This is a genomic window from Paenirhodobacter sp., assembly GCF_047600745.1.
GTDB lineage: Bacteria > Pseudomonadota > Alphaproteobacteria > Rhodobacterales > Rhodobacteraceae > Rhodobacter.
In genome coordinates this window covers 200,025-220,416 of sequence record NZ_JASGKI010000001.1, presented here as the reverse complement: position 1 = coordinate 220,416, position 20,392 = coordinate 200,025, and the positions used below count along the sequence as shown (strand labels likewise).

The 20,392-nt window shown below is 63.5% G+C and carries 15 protein-coding genes and 4 pseudogenes; 11 read left to right on the top strand and 8 right to left on the bottom strand.

Going from position 1 to position 20,392, the window contains the following annotated elements; genetic code table 11:
• Window positions 1-16: 16 nt before the first annotated feature.
• Genes QM789_RS01170 through QM789_RS01150 form a run of 5 tightly spaced genes read left to right on the top strand, consistent with a single transcriptional unit; the run spans window position 17 to window position 5,325 of the window.
• Window positions 17-1,027: a hypothetical protein gene (locus tag QM789_RS01170; RefSeq protein WP_420350154.1), complete on the top strand. Its 1,011-nt coding sequence runs from the start codon at window positions 17-19 to the stop codon at window positions 1,025-1,027.
• The gene (gene flhA / locus QM789_RS01165) at window positions 1,027-3,114 is read left to right on the top strand and encodes a flagellar biosynthesis protein FlhA (protein ID WP_420350153.1); all 2,088 of its coding nucleotides are present in this window, start codon (window positions 1,027-1,029) and stop codon (window positions 3,112-3,114) included. The genes QM789_RS01170 and flhA overlap by 1 nt, the downstream gene beginning before the upstream one ends.
• Window positions 3,111-3,881: a flagellar biosynthetic protein FliR gene (locus tag QM789_RS01160; RefSeq protein WP_420350152.1), complete on the top strand. Its 771-nt coding sequence runs from the start codon at window positions 3,111-3,113 to the stop codon at window positions 3,879-3,881. The genes flhA and QM789_RS01160 overlap by 4 nt, the downstream gene beginning before the upstream one ends.
• Window positions 3,878-4,963 (top strand): EscU/YscU/HrcU family type III secretion system export apparatus switch protein, encoded by a 1,086-nt coding sequence (locus QM789_RS01155; protein WP_420350151.1) that lies wholly within the window; start codon window positions 3,878-3,880, stop codon window positions 4,961-4,963. The genes QM789_RS01160 and QM789_RS01155 overlap by 4 nt, the downstream gene beginning before the upstream one ends.
• The gene (locus tag QM789_RS01150) at window positions 4,963-5,325 is read left to right on the top strand and encodes a hypothetical protein (protein WP_420350150.1); all 363 of its coding nucleotides are present in this window, start codon (window positions 4,963-4,965) and stop codon (window positions 5,323-5,325) included. Before QM789_RS01155 ends, QM789_RS01150 begins: the two co-directional genes overlap by 1 nt.
• 394 nt (window positions 5,326-5,719) lie before the next feature.
• Here QM789_RS01150 and QM789_RS01145 read toward each other — a convergent pair.
• Window positions 5,720-6,294, bottom strand: a pseudogene (locus QM789_RS01145) (IS5 family transposase); the annotation flags it as partial.
• Window positions 6,295-6,363: 69 nt separating this feature from the next.
• On the opposite strand from QM789_RS01145, the pseudogene QM789_RS01140 reads away from it, so the two are divergent.
• Window positions 6,364-6,657, top strand: a pseudogene (locus QM789_RS01140) (IS5/IS1182 family transposase); the annotation flags it as partial.
• A gap of 35 nt (window positions 6,658-6,692) precedes the next feature.
• Here QM789_RS01140 and tnpC read toward each other — a convergent pair.
• The 3 genes and pseudogenes from tnpC to QM789_RS01125 form a co-directional block, all read right to left on the bottom strand.
• Window positions 6,693-8,262: pseudogene (tnpC, locus tag QM789_RS01135) on the bottom strand (IS66 family transposase).
• Window positions 8,263-8,468: 206 nt separating this feature from the next.
• A complete protein-coding gene (tnpB, locus tag QM789_RS01130; protein WP_420350149.1) occupies window positions 8,469-8,654 on the bottom strand; it encodes an IS66 family insertion sequence element accessory protein TnpB in 186 nt (61 codons plus the stop codon).
• 26 nt (window positions 8,655-8,680) lie between these two features.
• The gene (locus QM789_RS01125) at window positions 8,681-8,971 is read right to left on the bottom strand and encodes a transposase (RefSeq protein ID WP_420350148.1); all 291 of its coding nucleotides are present in this window, start codon (window positions 8,969-8,971) and stop codon (window positions 8,681-8,683) included.
• A 132-nt stretch (window positions 8,972-9,103) separates the two neighbouring features.
• Between QM789_RS01125 and QM789_RS01120 the strand changes: the two are divergent.
• Window positions 9,104-9,525 (top strand): annotated as a pseudogene (locus tag QM789_RS01120) (transposase); the annotation flags it as partial.
• 1,029 nt (window positions 9,526-10,554) lie between these two features.
• On the opposite strand, the gene QM789_RS01115 reads toward QM789_RS01120, so the two are convergent.
• Window positions 10,555-11,457 carry a LysR substrate-binding domain-containing protein gene (locus tag QM789_RS01115; protein WP_420350147.1) on the bottom strand — a complete coding sequence of 301 codons (903 nt, stop codon included), beginning with the start codon at window positions 11,455-11,457 and terminating at the stop codon, window positions 10,555-10,557.
• Between the two features lie 105 nt (window positions 11,458-11,562).
• On the opposite strand from QM789_RS01115, the gene QM789_RS01110 reads away from it, so the two are divergent.
• The gene (locus QM789_RS01110; RefSeq protein ID WP_420350146.1) at window positions 11,563-12,552 is read left to right on the top strand and encodes a YeiH family protein; all 990 of its coding nucleotides are present in this window, start codon (window positions 11,563-11,565) and stop codon (window positions 12,550-12,552) included.
• Here the strand turns inward: QM789_RS01110 and QM789_RS01105 are convergent.
• Window positions 12,545-12,916: a DsrE family protein gene (locus QM789_RS01105; protein WP_420350145.1), complete on the bottom strand. Its 372-nt coding sequence runs from the start codon at window positions 12,914-12,916 to the stop codon at window positions 12,545-12,547. The two genes, QM789_RS01110 and QM789_RS01105, sit on opposite strands and share 8 nt — an antisense overlap.
• A gap of 249 nt (window positions 12,917-13,165) precedes the next feature.
• Between QM789_RS01105 and adh the strand changes: the two genes are divergently transcribed.
• Window positions 13,166-14,695 (top strand): aldehyde dehydrogenase, encoded by a 1,530-nt coding sequence (adh, locus tag QM789_RS01100; protein WP_420350144.1) that lies wholly within the window; start codon window positions 13,166-13,168, stop codon window positions 14,693-14,695.
• A 52-nt stretch (window positions 14,696-14,747) separates the two neighbouring features.
• Here the strand turns inward: adh and QM789_RS01095 are convergent, their stop codons facing one another.
• Window positions 14,748-15,170 (bottom strand): tellurite resistance TerB family protein, encoded by a 423-nt coding sequence (locus tag QM789_RS01095; protein WP_420350143.1) that lies wholly within the window; start codon window positions 15,168-15,170, stop codon window positions 14,748-14,750.
• A 103-nt stretch (window positions 15,171-15,273) separates the two neighbouring features.
• Here QM789_RS01095 and QM789_RS01090 point away from each other — a divergent pair, with 103 nt between their 5' ends.
• Both QM789_RS01090 and QM789_RS01085 read left to right on the top strand, forming a co-directional pair.
• Window positions 15,274-16,881, top strand: coding sequence for a lysine--tRNA ligase (locus QM789_RS01090; RefSeq protein ID WP_420350142.1), 1,608 nt, complete (start codon window positions 15,274-15,276; stop codon window positions 16,879-16,881).
• A 215-nt stretch (window positions 16,882-17,096) separates the two neighbouring features.
• Window positions 17,097-19,388 carry a glycosyl hydrolase family 28-related protein gene (locus QM789_RS01085; protein WP_420350141.1) on the top strand — a complete coding sequence of 764 codons (2,292 nt, stop codon included), beginning with the start codon at window positions 17,097-17,099 and terminating at the stop codon, window positions 19,386-19,388.
• Window positions 19,389-19,556: 168 nt separating this feature from the next.
• Here the strand turns inward: QM789_RS01085 and QM789_RS01080 are convergent, their stop codons facing one another.
• The gene (locus QM789_RS01080; protein WP_420350140.1) at window positions 19,557-20,360 is read right to left on the bottom strand and encodes a response regulator transcription factor; all 804 of its coding nucleotides are present in this window, start codon (window positions 20,358-20,360) and stop codon (window positions 19,557-19,559) included.
• Window positions 20,361-20,392 lie beyond the last annotated feature (32 nt).

Below are 20,392 nucleotides of genomic sequence, written 5' to 3'. Positions count from 1 at the left end.
CGTGCGGGAGAATCCCATGCAATTCATCAGGCGTTCTTGCGACGCATTGCTTCTTTCGGTGTTGCTGCTTGTCGTGGCGATGCTGGGCAGCGTTTTCGCGGCAACTTCACCGGCGGCGCTGTCGGCGTCCTGCACCCGTGCCGCCGAAGAGGCATCCCAGCGCAGCGGCGTGCCGATTTCGGTGCTCAAGGCGATTTCCTACAACGAAAGCGGGCGCAAGGTCGAAGGCGGCTTCGGCCCGTGGCCCTGGACCGTGAACATGGAAGGGGCGGGACATTTCTTCGATACGTTCGCCGATGCCCGCGCCTATGTCGCCAAGGAATATGCCCGGGGTGCGCGCAGTTTCGATGTCGGTTGTTTCCAGATCAACTACAGATGGCATGGCGAAGCTTTCGAGTTGATCGACCAGATGTTCGAACCGCTGGCCAATGCGATGTATGCCGCGCGGTTTCTGGCCGAGCTTCATGCCGAGACGGGCTCGTGGAACGCGGCGGCCGGGGCCTATCACTCGCGCACCAAGGTCCATGCCGACCGTTATTCGGCACGCTTCGCGAGCGTGCGGCAGAAATTCCTGTCCGAGGATCAGGCGCTCGGTGTCGGCGCGCCGCTGACCGCGATGGTTGACGACCGGTCGCTTTATGGGGGCGGGGGCTATGATGGCATTCCCGAAATCCCGGATATCGTCACGGCAATGTATGGGCCCGAGAAGCCCGCGAAACCGCGAGTGAACACCTACCCCTTGCTACAGCGCCGGGGGGACGTGCGTCCGCCGTCCGGGGTCGCGCCCGGTGCGAGTCTGTTCTCGACCCTGCCCGGGGAGGCCGAGCCGGAGCCTGTGGACGACATGCCCCTGAGCGATGCGATGCCATCGGGCGGCGTCGGCATCGCGCGTATCGCGCAACTCGGGCCCGAGGACGGCGCTACGGCGGGGTCGTTGCTGGGCAACGGTTTCCTGACCGCCGGACGCATCCGCCCGGTCATCGGCGCAGAAACGGAACCGGCCGAACCAGCCGCAGGAGATCAATGATGCCGCGTCTGAGCGCCGCCACTATTTTCCAGCCGACGATCCTGCTCGCGCTCGCACTGATGGCGATCATCGTGATGATGATCCTGCCGGTGCCGCCCTGGGTGATGGACGTCGGGCTGGCCGCCTCCTTCGCGATCGCGATCCTGATCTTTACCGTGACGCTGTTCATCGAACGCCCGCTGGATTTCTCGGCTTTCCCGACGATCCTGCTGGCCTCGCTGATGCTGCGGCTGTCGCTGAACGTCTCCTCGACCAAGCTGATCATCGGGCAGGGCCATACCGGAACCGCCGCCGCGGGCCATGTGATCGAGGGGTTTGCCGATTTCATCATGGGCGGGTCGGTGATGATCGGGCTGGTGGTGTTCGGCGTGATCATGATCGTCAACTTCATCGTGATCACCAAGGGCGCGGGCCGGATGGCGGAAGTTTCGGCGCGCTTCGCGCTCGACGCGATGCCGGGCAAGCAGCTTGCAATCGACAGCGACATGAGCGCGGGCGCCATCGACCACAACGAGGCGCGGATCCGGCGGGAGCGGGAGCAGGCGGAGACGACCTTCTTCGGCTCCCTCGACGGGGCGTCGAAATTCGTGAAGGGCGATGCGGTTGCGGGGATCCTGATCACGCTGCTGAACCTTGTCGTCGGGATGATCGTCGGCGTTCTGGTCCACGGCATGCCGGTCGGGCGCGCGCTGGAGACCTATTCTATCCTGACGGTGGGGGACGGGCTGACCACACAGATCCCGGCGGTCATCATCTCGATCGCCTCCGCGATCCTGCTGTCGCGCGGGGGGATGCGCGGCTCGGTCGATATGGACCTGTTCGGCCAGCTTGGGAAATATCCCTCGGCGCTGGTGACTGTCGGCGCGCTGATGGTGTTGTTCGCGCTGGTGCCGGGGCTGCCGTTCATCCCGTTCATGGCGGCTGCGGTGTTGCTGTGCGGGGCGGCCTGGTGGGTGCGCCGGGCCGAGGAACGCCGGCGCCGCCGCGAGGCGATGAAGATGCCCGCTCCGGTCGAGACCAGCCGCCAGAAGAAGATCGGTGACGTGCTGGATGTCGATGATATCCATGTCGAATTCGCTCCGGATCTGGTCGCGATGGCGCTCGATCCGGCAACGGGGCTCGATGCGCGGATCGCCAATATGCGCAATCATGTCGCGTCGAGTTTCGGCCTGATCCTGCCCGAAATCCGCATGACCGATGACGCGACGCTGCCACCCGGTTACTATCGGATCCGGATCCAGGGGGTGGAGCAGGCGAAGGACAGGCTGCGGCCGGACAAGGTGCTGGCGCTGATCGCGGATAATTCGGCGCTTCTGCCCGCGGGGGATGATGTGCGTGAACCGGTTTATGGCGCGCCCGCGCGGTGGGTGCCGACGGCGCAGCGGGAGGAGGCGGCGCTTTCCGGTTCGACGGTGGTGAGCGCGACGGAGGTGCTTGCGACCCATCTGCTCGAAGTGCTCAAGCGCAATTTCCCGCGCCTGATGACCCTGCGCGCGTTGCGCCGCCTGCTGGAAGAGGCATCCAACCTGTCGGATACCGCGCGGGGCGAGTCGAACCGGCGCATCCTGGACGAATTGATCCCGGAGAAGGTTCCGGTGGATCTGCTGCTGGCCGTCCTGCGGCTGTTGCTGGCGGAACGTGTGTCGATCCGGAATCTGCTGCTGATCGTCGAGGCGATTTCCGAGGTGCGTTCGCTCGGCGCGCCGGAGGCGATCTGCGAACATGTGCGGCAAAGGCTCGGGTTCCAACTGGTGGCCGAACTGCGGCGCGACGACGGCTCGCTGCCGCTGATCCAGCTTGCGCCGGAGTGGGAAGAAACCTTCGCGACCTATCAGATTTCCGGCGAGCGTGGTCAGGCCGATGTCGCGCTTCCGCCCGACAAGTTCAACCGCCTCGCCGCCAATGTCGCGGACAAGGTTGCGCGCGCAGGTGAGCACGGCACCTTCCCGGCGCTCGTCACCTCCACGCGCAGGCGCCGCTTCCTGCACACGGTTCTGGAGGCAAAGGGGATCATGACCCCCGTTCTCAGCTTCGATGAGATCGGTCTGGATGCACGGCCGGCGATGGTGGGCGTGGTCCCGGCATGAACGAGGCGCTCGCCGCATTGTTGACGGAAGCGCGGGGTTTTCTCGCGGGGGCCTTCTTCGTGTTTCTGCGCGTCGGTGGGGTGATGGCGCTGATGCCGGCCTTCGGCGAGAGGCTGATCCCCGCGCGGGTGCGGCTGGTGCTTACCTTCGCTTTCACGCTGATCGTATCGGCGGGGCTTGAGCCCGCCGTCACCGCCGGGCTGGGTCCGCTGTCGTTCGGTCTGCTCGGGGAGGCGGTCATCGGCCTGATGATCGGCCTGATGCTGCGGCTTTTCGTGCTGGCCTTGCAGACGGCGGGGGCGATCATCGCGCAGTCGATCTCCCTGTCGCAGATGTTCGGGGGAACCGACGGGCAACCGCAGCCCGCGGTTGGGAATATGCTGCTGCTCGCCGGGTTGGCGGCGGCGGTTCATTTGGGGCTGCATGTCAAACTCGCGTCCCTGATGATCGAATCCTACGCGGCGATGCCGCCAGGACGACTTCCCGATGCGGATCTGGTCCGGGCCTGGGGGTTGTCCGGTGTGCGCAGCACCTTCTCGCTCGGGTTTTCCATCGCCATGCCCTTCGTGCTGGCCGGTCTGATCTACAACGTCGCCCTCGGCGCCATCAACCGCGCCATGCCGCAACTGATGGTGTCGTTCGTCGGCGCCCCGGCGCTGACATTCGGCGGCCTCGTACTGCTGGCGATCGCGCTGCCGACCGGGGTCATGCTCTGGATTGGTCAGTTCGAGGCTTTCCTGGCATCCCCCTTCCAGGTGCGCCCATGAGTGAGCAGGAAGCGGCCGAGAAGGAATTCGAGCCGACCCCGCACAAACTTGCCGAGGCGCGCAAGAAGGGCGATCTGGTCCGGTCCCAGGAACTCGCGGTTGCCGCGAGCTATATCGGCTTTCTGGTCGTTGCCTTCGCTCTCGGTGGGCGGAGCCTGATGCGGTTCGGCGAACGCGAGATGGTGCTGCTCGATCAGGCGGATCGGCTGTCGCAGCAGATGCTCGGCGGCGGCGCTGCGGCGCCAGGTGCGTTGCTCGGTACGATTGGAATCACGGTCCTGCCGTGGTTCATCGGGCCCGCGGTTCTGGTGATACTGGTTCTGGTGGCACAGCGGGCCATCGTCGTTGCGCCGGACAAGATCATGCCCAAGCTCAGCCGGATCAACCCGATCGCCAATGCGGGCCAGAAATTCGGTCGCTCCGGCATGTTCGAGTTTTTCAAGAGTTTCGTCAAATTGATGCTGATCGCGACGATTCTCGGCTGGTTCTTGACCACGCGGGTCGAACGCATCGTGCGTACTCAGAATATGGCTCCGGAGCCTGCCCTGATCGAGATGTTCGATCTGCTTCTGGGTTTCGCCGTGATCATGGCTGTTGTCGCGGCGGCGATGGGCGCGATAGATTATTTTTGGCAGCGGATGGAATTCCTGCGGCGCAACAAGATGAGCCGCAAGGAACTGACGGATGAAATGAAGCATTCCGATGGCGATCCGCATATGAAGCAGCAGCGCCGTCAAAGGGCAATGGAAATAGCCAGCCGCCAGATGATGGCCGATGTGCCGAAGGCGGATGTCGTGATCGTTAACCCAACGCATTACGCGGTTGCGCTGAAATGGGACCGGGCGGCAAAGCGGCCGCCGGTTTGCGTGGCGAAGGGTGTGGATGAAATTGCCGCGAAGATCAGGGCTTTGGCTATGGAATCCGGAGTTCCCATTCATCCCGATCCGCCGACAGCGCGAGCGTTGCATGCGGCGCTGGATATCGGCGAGGAGATTCATCCGGAGCATTATCGCACGGTTGCCGCTGCGATACGGTTTTCGGAAAGGATGCGCCGTCTTGCGCGCGAAAGGCGAGGGTATTGATGCAACGAAAAAAGATCTCCAAATTGGTGCAGATCGCCCGGATGAAGCAAGAAATGGAACTGTCCGATCTCGTTCGGCTAGCTCGCGATCGCGATGCCCTGCACGCCAGACGCACGGAAATTATTACGGCGGAACAAGCCGCCCGCCGAGCCGCGACCTCCCTCGAAGGGGCGCGTCTGGCGGAAGGGTTTTCCGGCTGGGTGCAAAGCCGCCAAACAGAGGTCGATAACGCCATTCAGAAGAAGGAGGAGGAGGTGTTGCGGCAAAAGGAAAAGGCAGCAATTGCCGTCGGTCGGCATGACGCGATTCATAAGATCGACATTAAGCTGGGAGTAGAAACGCTGAGGGATGGGTGCAGATAGGAAACGGTTTGGGCTGTTCGATGAATTCGCGCTGGTATGACGATCACTATTTTATAATATCTATTCATATACGTCGGGTTTGCAAGAAAAATCGTTGCGACAGTTGCAGATTTTTACGAGATTGTTCTGGCATATACATATTCCGATCAAGGGAGGTAATGAAGTTCCTGGATGTGGCGTCTTCGTTATCGCAGATGCCGTCAAAAATCGGCACATCTGTTTCTGATCAGATAGAAGTGAAGCCGTCGTTTTCTATTCAGGAGATTTTCAAGACGGGCAGGTCTTGGCCCAGCTGCCATTCCTTGCGCAGGTTTGATGTCTGAAGATCCAATCTGGTGCCATTCAGAAATAGGGATCTCTGTGCGGGTTTTGCTTCCTCTACGGCCAGGACTCCCAACCAATAGGTGACGGTAGCCGCCAAGGCGCAGGCTGAGAGAAGCAGGATGGGACCGCGATCGTAGCGGGTCGCGATCCGGCACCAGTCCTTCAGGCGAGCGAACATGTTCTCGATCCTGCGGCGCAGCCGGTAAAGGCCGGTGTCATGAGGGACAGGACCCCTTCGACCCTTCCGGAACGGGATGCAGGGTGAAATCCCATTCCGATCAGTACGTTACGAAACCAGCCGGCATCGCGGCCCCGATCCCCGAGCAGCACCCCGGCCGGAGGGATGGAGGCCAAGAGCGCCCGCGCCCCGATGTAATCCGAGGTCCGGCCCGCCGACAGGAACATCCGGATCGGGCGGCCCTTCGCATCGGCCAGGATGTGCAGCTTCGAGTTGAGCCCGCCTTTCGTGCGCCCGATCAGCCGTCCGCGCCCCCTTTTGGAGCGCCATGCTCGCGCCGTCCGGTGCGCTTTCAGATGTGTCGCGTCGATCATCACCATGTCGGTTTCCTGTGCCTGCGCGGCCAGTTCGGTCATGATGGCGGCGAACACGTCCATCCGGCTCCCGCGCTTCCAACGGTTGTAAAGCCTTTCGGGAACTTACGCGGCCCCACTGGGGCCACGGTTTCCCTCAAGTCGGCGGACCACAAGCAGAGGGCGCCCTGGCGGGACCTGCCAGAGGAGTTTGGCAAGTGGTCCGTCTCCCGGCAATTCCGGCGCAGGACGCTTGCCGGGCTGTGGGAGGACATCCTGGATACTTTGAACCACGCCGGTGTTGCGCCCGACAAGCTCCAGATGATCGACAGCACCGTGATCAGGGCCCACCCTCATGCGGCCGGCGCAGTTTGAGACCAAGAAACGCCCGGTGGGCGTTTCGACCCGATAACGGGGACTCCGAAAGAGGTTCTTGGCCGTTCAAGAGGTGGGTTCTCGACCAGGATCCATCTCCGTAATCGGTATGCTGATCGCACGGTGAGTGCGTAATTTCACGGGAGCAGGTCTTGGATCTTGCTCTGTCTGTTGCCTTTGCCGATGGCGGTGAGCGTGGTTGTCAGCCAGGCGTGCGGATCGACAGCGTTGATCTTGCAGGTCTCGCTGAGCGAGGTAACGACGGCCCAGTTTTCGGCACCTGCGTCATGGCCTGCAAAGACGGTTCAGGGCGATGGGGCGGATCGTGTGCTCGACGGTATTGCTGTCGAGCTCGACGCGGCCATCGGTCAGGAGAGACCGTCGCGGTATTTGGCGATGCAGGCCAGCGCCTCACCCAAGGGGGATTTGGCGGACGTGCGGGCGCGGTAGTGACATAGCCAGGCACCAATACGGGCAAGGATCGGGGCGGAGCGTTCCAGCCGTACGGCGAGGCGCGTAGCGGGGTCGTTGCCGCGGATGTCGGCCTCGATGGCATAGAGATCGCGGATAAGTGCCACACCTTCCTCTGCAATTGGCGCGGAACCGTTGCGGGTGATCTCGATCAGCTTGCGGCGGGCATGGGCCCAGCAATGGGCAAGCTGGATGCCAGGGCCGATCCGGTCTGGCGCAATCAGCCGGTTGTATCCTGCATGGCCATTGACCTGCAGAATGCCACCGAAGCCCTGCAATATCCGTTCGGCCCCGACCGGGCGCATAAGTGAAGGCCACGCCCGGTGGTGCCGCGCCACTCCAAGGGCGGTCATCGCGGGCGAGCGCCCAGAAGTATCCGGTCTTGGTCTTGCGAGCCCCCGGGTCCAGCACCGGGGCGATGGTGTTTTTCGGGGCTTAGGCGGCGCCACTGGCGCCACGGTCCCCTGCGAACTCCATAAACAGCTTGCCGGAACGTGTCAGCTGCCCGGCCAGCCGGTCGACGACGGGCCTCAGATGGAACGCGCCCTCGCCGACCCAGTCGGCCAGCACGGCGCGGTGCAGCTCAAGGCCCGCCTGCGCCAGGATCTGGCTTTGGCGACACAACGGAAGGTGGTCCGCGTTCGGGGTGGCGCTCGAACCGGTGGCGCATCCGCCCCTCACTTGCTGACCAACACATGCGCGACCGTCGCCCCGGTCGGCAGGCCGCCGGGGATCAGCCGTGCTGGGGCCGGAGCCTGCGTCACGCCGTCGGTGCAGGACCGGCAGGCATATTGGGGACGACGGGTGACGATGACGCGGAACTGGGCCGGGATGATGGAGAGCTGCTCTGCCCGGTCCTCTCCGATGCAATGCAGACATCCGCCGCATGCGATCAGGCTTCTCGGGCTCGATCACCTCTTCGATGCGCGGCAGATGTTTGGGCAGCGATCCGCGCTTGGCAGCGCGCGACTTGTCGCGGCGTCTGGCAGCGCGATCCTCCGCATCTTCCTCAGCATGGATCGCGGCGATGGCCGTCTCCAGATCTTCAAGTGCCAGTTCGAACTGGGCCGGATCGCTCTTCTCGGATCGCCGCCCGAAGGCTGCGTGTCTGAAGGCCGCGACCAGCTTTTCCAGCCGCTCGATACGCGCGTCCTTGCGCAGGTTATGCGCCTCCGAGGCGATCAGCATCGCCTTCAGCGTGGCAATTTCCTCAAGTAGTTCAGCGGTCTCCGGCATCGCCGCAGTCTATCGCCCACCATGGCCAACACCCGCAAAAAGTGCTGCGGAGCCCCATAAAAACAGGGCTATTCCACCGCCTCTGGCGCCCTCGCTTCGATGGCTCGAACCCGCCGCCAGTCCAGCCCGGCGAACAGCGCCCCGAACTGTGCGTGGTTCATGGTCAGCCGCCCGTCCTTCACCGCAGGCCAGAGGAAGCTGTGCTCTTAGAGCCGCTTGCAAGCCATCACCAGCCCGGTGCCGTCCCAGTAGAGCAGCTTCAGCCGATCGGCTTTCTTCGCGCGGACCACAAAGACGGTGCCGGTGAACGGATCCTTGCGCAACGCGCTCTTTACCATCGCGGCCAGGCTGTCATGGCCCTTGCGAAAGTCGATGGGCTTCGTCGCCGCCATGATCCGAACCCGGTTCGACGGGAAAATCACGTGCGGGCCTGCAGCGCCAAAACCAGTTCCGCAACCCGGGCTGCGGGCGTTGCCGCATCCAGACGCAGCATGACAGCGCCAATGATCAGATCGATCGGCGTCGTGACCGGCGTTCCGGACGGCTCTGGCAAAGCCACAGGCGCGCCAGACTCCGCTCCTGCACTCTCGGGCACGACCAGCTTGCCCTGCCGGGCCAGTGTGCGCCACGCGGACAAATGGTTCGCCTGCAACGAATGGCGTCGTGCCACCTCGTTCACCGACACTCCAGCCACCAGCGTCTCGGCCACGATCCGCCCCTTCGCCTCGTCAGACCACCGCCGCTTGGCTGCCGGAGCCGCCAAAAGCTCCACAAACCCAACCGCCTCCATAGGGCGCTCACGATGGACGCCCAATGACACCTCCCGTGCAAATCTCCACCTGGAGCCGCATCCCAGCTTACCGAACAGCAGGAAGGGGGGGTGAGCACACCGCTTACCGTTCATCGCGTCAATGGTGCGGACCTCTCGATGAGGACCGAGAACACGCCGGGACAGGATTCCGACTACACGGGCCATGACCTGGTGATGGCCGGAAACCTGCCGTGTTGGTCGCCGGCAGGGGCTATGCCGCTGCTGAAATTCGAGAAGACATCGAGAGCCGTAATGCGCTGCCCATGATCCCGATGCGAAAGAACCGCAAGGTGATCGACCTGATGATCTATACGCTGCGCAACATGGTCGAACGGTGCTTCAACAAACTCAAGAACAGTCGCCGCCTGACAGCCCACCACGACAAAACCTCAGGCAGTTTCCTCGGCTTCATCGACGTCGCTTGCAGCAGGCTATGGCTTCGACATTGGTCAAAATTTCCTAAGATAGGCGGAGATCTCTGGCTTCAGTGCGCCCTAACCATGGATATGGAGCGCTCGGTAGATGGTGGCTGATGGGCGTTGTTGGATCCTTGGGGAAGTCCCCCTTCAGACGTTGTGCGATCTGTTTCGAGTTTCAGGCAGAGGATTTGCGTCGGTTCCGGTGATGAACAGCTTATCGCCCTTTCCATACCACGACGGTCGTATCAAAGGCGATGCGATCGCGCGTGGTAATGAGGCCGTGCAGTCGATCCCGCACATAATTATAGTGAGAAAGCCTGCTGGCATTGGGGAATTGAACGTCATGATCCGCGTGTCACTGCCAGGTGATGGCGCGATAATCACATCCCTGCACGGATCTCGGAATTGCGTCTGATTTCGCGGAAGATCGTGCCGAATGAGAGCCCCAGCTTCCGGGCTATGCTGCGCGCATTCCAAAGATTTCTTCAAAATCGGTGAAAGGAAATTTTCAATAGTACAACCTGTGTGCGAAAGGGAATAGATGTACGAGTGGCATTTTCCAAAAACTCCGAAGCCACGGGATACCAACGGGGCTGGAAACACTCGCTTCGACTACGGCGTTTTCATCAGAATTCCCCGCCGGAACCGGTATATATTCTCGCGTCGCAGAATGGGAGACTTTTGGGGAAGGCACAACTCGCGCCGCATTGATCGCCTCGACTTCCCCTTTAGCCATCTGCACCTCCTCCAATGGGGTCTTCTTGCGTCGAACGATTGAATTCGCCTTGCGAGGCGGGTTCACTATGGCGAACCAGTTCCGTCGCTCGCATTGTCGCTGGTCATGCGCTGTCTGTTCCAGAAAGCCCGCATGCGCGGCCCCATCAAGCGGCACTCCGTCATTGGCAGATCCCCCCGTTTGCGCAGTAGAACCTTGCGCGGGTTCTTGCAGATAGGTGCGCAGGAACGCTCTAACCGCTTTCGCGGCCGATCGCGGGTGATGTCTCTCACCCGGTATGCGGCGCGGGATTTCCACGGTGATCTTGCGATACTCGGCGACTGGACCTAGGGGCGGGGGGAGCGTCGGGTGTCGAGGATGTCGAGGAAGGCGGTCATCGCGCGGGTGCGGAACCTCCGGGGATCGGTCAGGGCGGAGAAGGCGCGGATCGGGCGGGGGCTCCACTGGATGCGGCGCAGGGCGAAGACGCGGCCTTCGCCGGGACGGATCGCGCGCCATGACAACAGCGCGGCGAACCGGCCCGATCGGATCGCGCCGAGGATCGCTTCGTTCGTCGGCAGGTCCAGCACGATCCGCAGATCGGAGGGGGCAAGCCCCATGTCGCGCAGGTGATGTTCGGCGACGGCACGGGTTCCCGATCCCGGTTCGCGCATCAGCCAGTCCATCGCGCGATAGTCACCGGCGTCAAGCCGGGGCTTGCGCGCCAGCGGGTGGCGGCGCGGCAGAACCAGAACCAGTTCGTCATGCCCAACGTTGCGTGCCAGAAGGTCGCTCGGGGGGAGATCGCCTTCGATCAGGCCGATGTCGGCGTGGCCCTCCATGACCGCCTGCGCGACCTCATGGGTGTTGCCCGGATGTAGCGTGACCGTGATGCCCGGCCAGCGTTGGTGCAGGGCGATCAGCCTTGGCGCGAGCCAGTAATTCGCGATCGTCTGACTGGCCCAGATCCGCAGGCTGCCGCCCGGTTCACGCGCGAGATTGCCCAGCAGGGCGCGGGTGCTCTCGGCTTCGCGCATCAGCCGCTGCGCCTGCGCGGTGAACAGATGCCCGGCTTCGGTCAGGGCGATGCCGCGACCGATCCGGTCGAAAAGCTGCACGTCATAGTGCCGTTCCAGCGCCCGGATCGCGGCGGAGACGGCGGATTGCGTCAGGTTCAGCCGTTCGGCGGCCCGGGTGACGTGGCACAGTTCGGCCACGCAGAGAAAGATGCGGATCTGTTCGAGTGTCATGCGGATTCATTAGCATAACCGAACGATTCTATGAAAACGTTCTGTTGGAGTTCACGGTCTGCACCGGTTTATGCTTGCGCTCGGCAGAGCGAAAGGAACCCCATCATGGCGCAGACATGCGAGCGAATGTGGCCCGGCCTGGCCGTTGGTTTCGGGTTGGCGGCGGGGGCGACGGCGATGTGGCATCTGCTGGGCAAGCCGGTATTCGCGAGCCCGATGATTCTCGCGATGGGGGCGGGGATCGCGCTGCGCAATGCGGGTATTGCGGGATCGGGGCTGACGCCGGGGAACGCGGTGTCGCTGCGGCCGGTGTTGCGCACGGGGATCGTGCTTCTGGGGTTCCGGCTGACGCTGGGCGATCTTGCGGCGCTTGGTATGGTGGGGATCGTGTTGATCGTGGCGCTGGTCGCGGCGACGTTCTGGCTGACGCGGCGGGTCGGGCGCTGGCTTGGCGTGGCGCCGGGGTTGAGCGAACTGATCGCGGCGGGCACCTCGATCTGTGGCGCTTCGGCGGTGCTGGGCGTCAATACGGTGACGCGGGCGCAGGACGAGGATGTCGCCTATGCCATTGCCTGCGTGACGATTTTCGGGTCGCTGGCGATGCTGGTCGATCCGATGCTGATGCCGGTACTGGGGTTTGACGCCCATGCCTACGGGCTATGGGTCGGGGCGTCGCTGCACGAGGTGGCGCAGGCGGTGGGCGCCGGGATGGCGGCGGGCGAGACCGCCGGCGAGACCGCGACGATCGCCAAGCTGGGCCGGGTGGTGTTGCTGGCGCCGCTGATCCTGATCCTCGGGGTGGGGCGCCCGCACGAAGGCCCGCGCGGGCTGCCGGTGCCGCTGTTCGTGCTGGGGTTTCTGGGGGCAGTGGTGGTGAACACGGTGCTGCCGCTGCCGCAAGGCGTGGTGGCGGGGGTGCTTGACCTGTCGGGGTTCCTGCTGGCGATGGCACTTGCGGCGATGGGGCTCGAAACGCATCTGGGCGCGCTGCGGCGCAAGGGGCTGCGGCCGCTGTTGCAGGGTGCGTTCGGCTGGCTGTTCATTTCGGGGACCGCGGCCTGTGCGGTCGCGATCCTCGCCCCGGGGCTCAGGTGATTTGCAGCGAGCCCTTCGCCGTGGTCAGCAGGTCGATGATGTCGGGGGCGGTGATCACCTCACAGGCGGGGTCGATCTGGTCCTCGGTGAACCCGGCGTAGATCATGCAGGACTTGCAGATACCGATCCGGCCGCCATCGGCGAGAAAGGCCGCGAGCATATCCTTGACCGGTTCGAAGGGCTGGCCCACGTCGATGCCCTCGGTGGCGCCGGGCAGGCCGAGTTCGACGCCCTGCACCATCAGTACGATCATCGTCGCCAGCCCCTTTTTCTGGGCATTCCGCGCCATGTTGAAGGCCACCGTGACCTTCGCCGGGTTCGCGGCCCCGTCGAACAGGGTCGTCACAAAATCCACCGTCTTCATTTTCTTCTCCAGCACGGGAAACGGCCTGTGGGCCACGCTGCGGCAGGTTACGGAGTTTTTGAATCATATAAAAGACGGAATATGTCGGTGCCGCGCCGCAGAAACGGCGCATTCTGCGGATGCACCTGTCTCAGGGCTGAGACAAGTCGGCATGTCCGGCGCGCAAAACGGCTATGCAAACGGTGTCGAAGGGCGCAGTCTTTGCTCAGGACGGGCTCGTGGAGGGGCCCGAAATGGGAGGAGAAGATCATGGCAACCGATATGTCGGCCAGCTTTCAGGGCGTGATGGTGTCGCCGTTCAAGGCGCGCTACGGCAATTTCATCAACGGCGGCTTCAAAGAGCCGAACGCGGGCAAGTATTTCGACAACATCACCCCGCTGACCGGGGCTAAAATCTGTGAAGTGGCGCGGTCGGATGCGTCGGATATCGAGGATGCGCTCGACGCCGCCCATGCCGCGAAGGAAGGCTGGGGGCACAAGACCTCGCCAGCGCAGCGCGCGCAGGTGCTGCTGAAGATCGCCGATGCGATGGAGCAGAACGCCGAACTGCTGGCCACCTGCGAAACCTGGGACAATGGCAAGCCGATCCGCGAGACCCGCGCCGCCGATGTGCCGCTGGCGATCGACCATTTCCGCTATTTCGCCGGTGTCCTGCGCAGCCAGGAAGGCACGATGTCGGAAATCGACGAGGACACCGTGGCCTATCACTTCCACGAGCCGCTGGGCGTCGTGGGGCAGATCATCCCGTGGAACTTTCCGCTGCTGATGGCGGCGTGGAAAATGGCGCCGGCGCTGGCGGCGGGGAATTGCGTCGTGCTGAAACCGGCCGAGCAGACCCCGGCGACGATCCTGGTCTTTGCCGAACTGATCGCCGATATTCTGCCGCCGGGCGTGCTGAACATCGTCAACGGCTTCGGGCTGGAGGCGGGCAAGCCGCTGGCGTCGTCGAACCGGATTTCGAAGATCGCGTTCACGGGGGAGACTTCGACCGGGCGGCTGATCATGCAATATGCGTCGCAGAACCTGATCCCGGTGACGCTGGAACTGGGCGGTAAATCGCCGAACATCTTCTTTGGCGATGTGGCGCGGGAGGATGACTCCTTCTTCGACAAGGCGATCGAAGGGTTCGTGCTGTTCGCGCTGAATCAGGGCGAGGTCTGCACCTGCCCGAGCCGCGCGCTGATCCAGGAGGATATCTACGAGCAGTTCATGGAACGCGCCATCGCCCGGACCAAGGCGATCATCCAGGGCGATCCGCGCGACGCGGCGACGATGATCGGCGCGCAGGCATCACTGGAGCAGAAGGAGAAGATCCTCGGCTACCTCGAAATCGGCCGCAAGGAAGGGGCCGAGGTGCTGACCGGCGGGGCGGCGGCCACGCTGCCGGGGGAACTGGCGAACGGTTACTATATCCAGCCGACGATCCTGAAGGGGCACAACAAGATGCGGGTGTTCCAGGAAGAAATCTTCGGGCCGGTCGTTTCGGTGACCACCTTCAAGGATGCCGACGACGCGCTGCATATCGCGAATGATACGCTTTATGGCCTCGGCGCCGGGGTGTGGTCGCGCGATGCGAATACCTGCTACCGCTTCGGGCGCAAGATTCAGGCGGGCCGCGTCTGGGTCAACAACTACCACGCCTATCCTGCCCATGCGGCCTTCGGTGGCTACAAGCAGTCGGGCATCGGGCGCGAGACGCACAAGATGATGCTCGACCACTATCAGCAGACCAAGAACATGCTGGTCAGCTACAACCCGAACAAGCTGGGCTTCTTCTGATCCCTCCCCGGCCCGCTTGCGATGGCCGTCCCTCCGGGGGCGGCCATTTCGGTCAGAGCTTCATGTGGCGGACGCGGGCGCTCCATTCGATGGCGGCGCCGTGCAGGCGGTCGATGCTCAACTCGCCGCGGATTTCTTCGAGCATGCGCAGTTCGGGCTGATACAGCGCGCCATCCGCCGCCGCCACGTCGCAGGCGAGGGCATAGGCGGTTTCAAACAGCTTCTGCGGCAGGGCATCGCGGACGAGGCCGAAGAGCGCCTCCAGCCCCTCTTCTTCCTCGAAGAGGGCATAGACCGTCTGCGCCACGGCGGCGATCCGGTCGATGTCGTAATCGGCGAAAACCGGCATGTGGTTGACGGTCCGTTCGATTGCCACCAGTTCCGAAGTGCGGATGGTCTCGTCCGAGGCGGAAACCGCCACCATCACGGCGACAAGTGCATCCTGCGGCGAGAGCGAGGGGAGGGTCTGGGGCACGGCGGATCCTTTCAGGCGTTCTGGGGCAAGAATTATTGACGATGCAGCGGGTGTTCAATAGGGAAGCCGGAATGGGCGCATGGGGCGCCCGGATGAGGTGACCATGACGACCCTGCGCGACGCCGCGATGAACTCCAAAGCCTGGCCTTTCGAGGAAGCGCGCCGGGTGCTGAAACGGTATGAAAAGGCGCCGCCGGAAAAGGGCTATGTGCTGTTCGAGACGGGCTATGGCCCTTCGGGCCTGCCGCATATCGGCACCTTCGGCGAGGTTGCGCGGACGACGATGATCCGTCGGGCGTTCGAGGTCATTTCCGATATCCCCACGAAGCTGCTGTGTTTTTCGGATGACATGGACGGCATGCGCAAGGTGCCGGAGAACGTGCCGCAGCAAGAGATGCTGCACGCCAACATCCAGAAGCCGCTGACCACCGTGCCCGATCCGTTCGGCGAATACGACAGTTTCGGCAACCACAACAATGCGATGCTGCGGCGTTTCCTGGATACCTTCGGGTTCGAGTATGAATTTGCCAGCGCGACGGATTATTACAAGTCGGGCAAGTTCGACGACATGCTGATCCGCTGCGCGCAGAACTATGACGCGATCATGGCGATCATGCTGAAATCGCTGCGCGAAGAACGGCAGCAGACCTATTCCTGCTTCCTGCCGATCCACCCGGAAACCGGGCAGGTGCTCTATGTGCCGATGAAGCATGTCGATGCGAAGGCGGGCACGGTGACCTTTGACGATGCCGATGGCCGGGAATGGACGCTGCCGGTGACGGGCGGGCATGTGAAGCTGCAATGGAAGCCGGATTTCGGCATGCGGTGGGCGGCGCTCGGTGTCGATTTCGAGATGTATGGCAAGGATCACGCCACCAATACGCCGATCTATGACGGGATTTGCGAGGTGCTGGGCGGGCGCCGGCCCGAGCATTTCACCTATGAGTTGTTCCTGGATGCGAATGGGGAGAAGATCTCCAAGTCGAAGGGCAACGGGCTGACGATCGACGAATGGCTGACCTATGCGGCGACGGAATCGCTGAGCTATTTCATGTATCTGAAGCCGAAGACGGCAAAGCGGCTGTGGTGGGATGTGATCCCGAAGGCGGTGGACGAATACCATCAGCAGCTGCGCGCCTTTGAGCAGCAGCCAATCGAAAAGCAGATCGACAATCCGGTCTGGCATATCCATGGCGGCCATCCGCCGAAATCGACGATGGTGGTGCCCTTCGCCATGCTGCTGAACCTCGCCTCGGTTTCGGGGGCGCGGGACAAGGAGGCGCTGTGGGGCTTCATGCGCCGCTATGCGCCGGAGGCGACGCCCGAGGGCAACCCGGATCTGGATCAGGCGGCCGGTTTCGCGGTGCGCTACTTCCAGGACTTCATTGCGCCGACGCGGACCTTCCGCGCGCCGAGCGACAAGGAACGGGCGGCGATGGAGGATCTGGTCGCGCGGCTGAAGGCGCTGCCCGAAAAGCCGCTGCACGAGATCTTCGCGGACGATCCGGCGGAGGGTCTGCAAACCATCGTTTTCGCGGTGGGCAAGGAGCACGGGTTCGAGCCGCTGCGCGACTGGTTCACGGCGCTTTATGAGGTGCTGCTTGGGCAGAGCCAGGGGCCGCGGTTCGGCGGCTTCATCGCGCTTTACGGTGTGGCGGAGAGCATCGCGCTGATCGAAAAGGCGCTGGCGGGCGGGCTGACGAGCGCCTGACAGGATACACATTCCCCCGGTTTCGCGCCCGGCCCTCAGGCCGGGCGTTTGCGTTTCGGGGTAGCGCACGGTGCCCTGACCGGTTGGAAACCCTTTCGACCTAGTTTTTGCGAGACCCGGGCGGGAGTGCCCGGAGCGAATCCGACATGAGGAGAGGGACTGACGGGCGGCGCCCGGCTCTTTCCGCATGTGCCTGCCGCAAAGGGGAAACCGGGATGAACAAGGCGATTACCGACGGGCTGATGCTGACTCCGCCCAAATTCGAGCGCGGGCTCGGGGTCTGGTCGAGCGAAAACGGGACTACCGGCTCGGCAACCTATCTGGGCGCTGCAAATGCGGCCCTGGTTGCGGCGGATGCCGATTTCGGATCCTGTCTCGAATTGCTGAAGACCGCCAGCACGCAGAAACTGCGGTATATGGGGCAGACGCCGCTGCAACCGGGCATGTATCTGCGGATTACCGCCCGGGTGAAGGCGGTGAGTGGCAGCCTGCCGTCGGTGCGGATCGCGGGCTATGCGATGAGCGGCGGCAACAGGCATGTCGAGGGGCTGACCGAGGTCGGGCCGACGACGGCCCTGACCTCCTATGGTTCGGTCGTGACGGTGCAGGCGATCGTCGGCACCGGAGCGAAGGGCGGGGTCGACATGGCCTGGGGCACCGCCCCGGTCTACGGGTTCTTCGGGCTGGATCTGATCGGCGCTAACGGCGGTGTGGTGCGGATCGACGATATCGAGATCGACGATGTAACGGATGCCTATCTGCGCGACATGATGGATTGGGTCGATGTGCGCGACTATGGCGCGAAGGGCGATGGCCGCACCAATGACAAGGCGGCCTTCGAGGCGGCGGATGCAGCGGCGAACGGGCGGTCCATCCTGGTTCCCGCAGGCAGCTATTACATCGGCAGCGCGCTGACGATCCGTTCGCCGATCCGCTTTGTCGGCACGCTGAAGATGCCGGATGCGGCGCGGCTGATCCTGATGGCGCAGTATGATTTCCCGATCTATGCCGCGGCGTTCGGGGATGAGATGACGGGGCTGAAAAAGGCGATCCAGGCGCTGTTCGGCTATACGGATCACGTCAGCCTGGACCTGAAGGGCCGCCGGATCGAGGTGACGGAGCCGCTTGATATCAAGGCGTTGGCGCCGGATATCAGTTCGTTCTCGAACCGCCGGGTGCTGCGCAACGGGGCGCTCAATGTGGTGGACGGTGATGCCTGGGCCACGACGGTGGTGACATCGCAGGCGACCTACAGGACGAACGCGCCCTATACGCTGACGGGGGTGGCGAATATCGCGAATATCGCGGTCGGATCGCTGGTCACCGGGACCGGGGTCGGGCGCGAGATCTATGTCCGGGCGGTGGATGTCGCCTCGCGGTCGCTAACGCTGTCGCAGCCGTTCTTCGGCGGGTCGGGGACGCAGGTTCTGACCTTCACGCGGTTCAAATATGTGCTGGATTTCTCGGGCCTCGCGAAGCTCGACAGGTTCAATATCGACGACGTTGAGATCCTGTGCAACGGCAATGCGAGTTGCCTGATGCTGCCGGTGACGGGCGAGATGTTCCATATCCGCGACAGCTACGTCAACCGGCCGAAGAACCGGGGCATCACGTCGATCGGGCGCGGCTGTCAGGATCTTCTGGTGGACCGCTGCCAGTTCCTGTCGAACGAGGGGTCGCTTGCCTCCACCGACCGGGTGTCGATCGCGCTGAACGTCAATGCCAATGACGCGAAGATCCGTGAATCGCGGTTCGTGCGCTTCCGCCACACGATGGTGCTGGCCGGGACGGGGCATCTGATCGTCGGGTCGCATTGGTTTCAGGGTGATGACAGTGCGCTTGGGCCGCGTCTGCCTGGGTTGATTTTCTGCCAGCCCAATGTCCAGTCGGCGGTGACGGGGAACTATATCGACAACGCGACGATTGAATGGACGAACGAATATTCGGTGGATCCGAATTTCGGTTCGGAATATTCCTTTGGCGCGCTGACGGTGACGGGGAACACCTTTGTGTGCATCCGGGCCGCGTCCTGGTTCACCTGGTTTTCGGTCAAGCCCTACGGCAAGGGTCATTTCCTGCACGGGCTGAGCGTGATCGGCAATGTGTTCCGCACGATCGACTGCACCATCACGCGGATCGAGAAGGTCGACACCACCTATGCGACGCTCGACAACGGGCGCATGCGCAACGTCGTCTTCGAGGCGAATACCTTCAACGGCGTCAATCAGTTGACGGTGAACCCGGTATCCCTTCAGGTCGATCAGGCGACGGCGCAGACGGTCTGGACCATTGCCCCGGGCGACTGGCTGCCGTTCGGGGGCTGGGCGCGCAACGTCGAAAGCATCGTGGCCGAGGGGCAGATCACCAACGCTTCGTCGAAGCGGGTCAGCACGATGCCCTTTGTGAACGTCGAGATGGGCACATCCCGGACCAACATACAGTTGAACTGGCCCGAGGCCGCCAAGGGGCGGGTCCATGTGAAGGTGCGGATGGACAACCCCAACTGACGCATGAGGCGGTTCCGCCATCGGTACGGCTGGACCTGTCGCCGGCGCGCGGACGCCTTTGTGCGTCTGGCTGCCGGCGTTTTTGTCGCGGGTCGGGCCGCGCCGGCTGGAGCCGTGCTCTTTCACCGGGGCATGCGCGAAATGGTCTCGCCCCATCCGTGGGAGGATTCAGTCCGCGGCCTCGGCCCAGAGCAGGAAGCTGTGAAACAGCTCCTGCTGGGTTGCGATGCCGAGCTTGGCGTAACCCTTCTGGCGATGCGTTTTCACCGTCGGGATCGTGATGCCGAGCGTCAGGCTGATCGACAGGTTGGAGTGGCCCTTCAGCACCATCCGCAGGATTTCGGCCTCGCGCGGTGACAGCCGGTCCCGGCCGAAATCCTCCAGGCGCCGTAGGTGGCCTGTCCGGCCGGGGTTGCCCTGCCGCGCCCAGAGAGCGGCCAGGGCCAGGTCGAACAGCGGCAGAAAGGCCCGCAGCACCGTCTCCATGCCGTCCGGAAAGCCGCCCTCCGCCACCGGACGGGCGAGGCTGATCTCCCCGGTTGCGCCCCCGGGCAGGCCGGTCAGCAGCGAGATTTCGGCCAGTCCCTCGGGCCAGCCGGGCGTGCGGAAGCCGATCTCCTCGTCATCGGCGAGCAGGACGCTGGCATTGGCGTGCCAGATGTCCCAGTTGTCGGGCGCCAGATCGGCCATGCGGTAGATCCCCGGTTGCAGCCCGTCGCGGATGGCGTTCCAGATCGGGTTCACCAGATAGGTTCCGCCGATATAGCGCTGTACGGCGGCCTTGGCCTCGGCGCCCGCGTAGCTGTCGGCCAGCCAGACCGGCGCGGCATCGGGCGGGTTGGCGACGATGAACCCCGCCGTCGCGGGCACCAGCGCATGGGCGGCGGCCAGCAGGGTTTCGGCCCCCGCATGCCCGGACAAAACCGCAGCCAGCGCGGCATTGGCTTCGCTCAACTGCGGAAAATCGCTCATGCCCGGACCATAACAGGTCGGCCCGCCGCCCG

Bases quoted from the DNA above. Each gene is read 5' to 3' on its own strand.
- QM789_RS01115 (WP_420350147.1), bottom strand. From the start codon at position 11,457: ATGACACTCGAACAGATCCGCATCTTTCTCTGCGTGGCCGAACTGTGC.
- flhA (WP_420350153.1), top strand. From the start codon at position 1,027: ATGCCGCGTCTGAGCGCCGCCACTATTTTCCAGCCGACGATCCTGCTC.
- QM789_RS01155 (WP_420350151.1), top strand. From the start codon at position 3,878: ATGAGTGAGCAGGAAGCGGCCGAGAAGGAATTCGAGCCGACCCCGCAC.
- QM789_RS01110 (WP_420350146.1), top strand. From the start codon at position 11,563: ATGGCGCAGACATGCGAGCGAATGTGGCCCGGCCTGGCCGTTGGTTTC.
- QM789_RS01170 (WP_420350154.1), top strand. From the start codon at position 17: ATGCAATTCATCAGGCGTTCTTGCGACGCATTGCTTCTTTCGGTGTTG.
- QM789_RS01080 (WP_420350140.1), bottom strand. From the start codon at position 20,360: ATGAGCGATTTTCCGCAGTTGAGCGAAGCCAATGCCGCGCTGGCTGCG.
- adh (WP_420350144.1), top strand. From the start codon at position 13,166: ATGGCAACCGATATGTCGGCCAGCTTTCAGGGCGTGATGGTGTCGCCG.
- QM789_RS01105 (WP_420350145.1), bottom strand. From the start codon at position 12,916: ATGAAGACGGTGGATTTTGTGACGACCCTGTTCGACGGGGCCGCGAAC.
- QM789_RS01085 (WP_420350141.1), top strand. From the start codon at position 17,097: ATGAACAAGGCGATTACCGACGGGCTGATGCTGACTCCGCCCAAATTC.
- QM789_RS01150 (WP_420350150.1), top strand. From the start codon at position 4,963: ATGCAACGAAAAAAGATCTCCAAATTGGTGCAGATCGCCCGGATGAAG.
- QM789_RS01090 (WP_420350142.1), top strand. From the start codon at position 15,274: ATGACGACCCTGCGCGACGCCGCGATGAACTCCAAAGCCTGGCCTTTC.
- QM789_RS01160 (WP_420350152.1), top strand. From the start codon at position 3,111: ATGAACGAGGCGCTCGCCGCATTGTTGACGGAAGCGCGGGGTTTTCTC.
- tnpB (WP_420350149.1), bottom strand. From the start codon at position 8,654: ATGGCGGCGACGAAGCCCATCGACTTTCGCAAGGGCCATGACAGCCTG.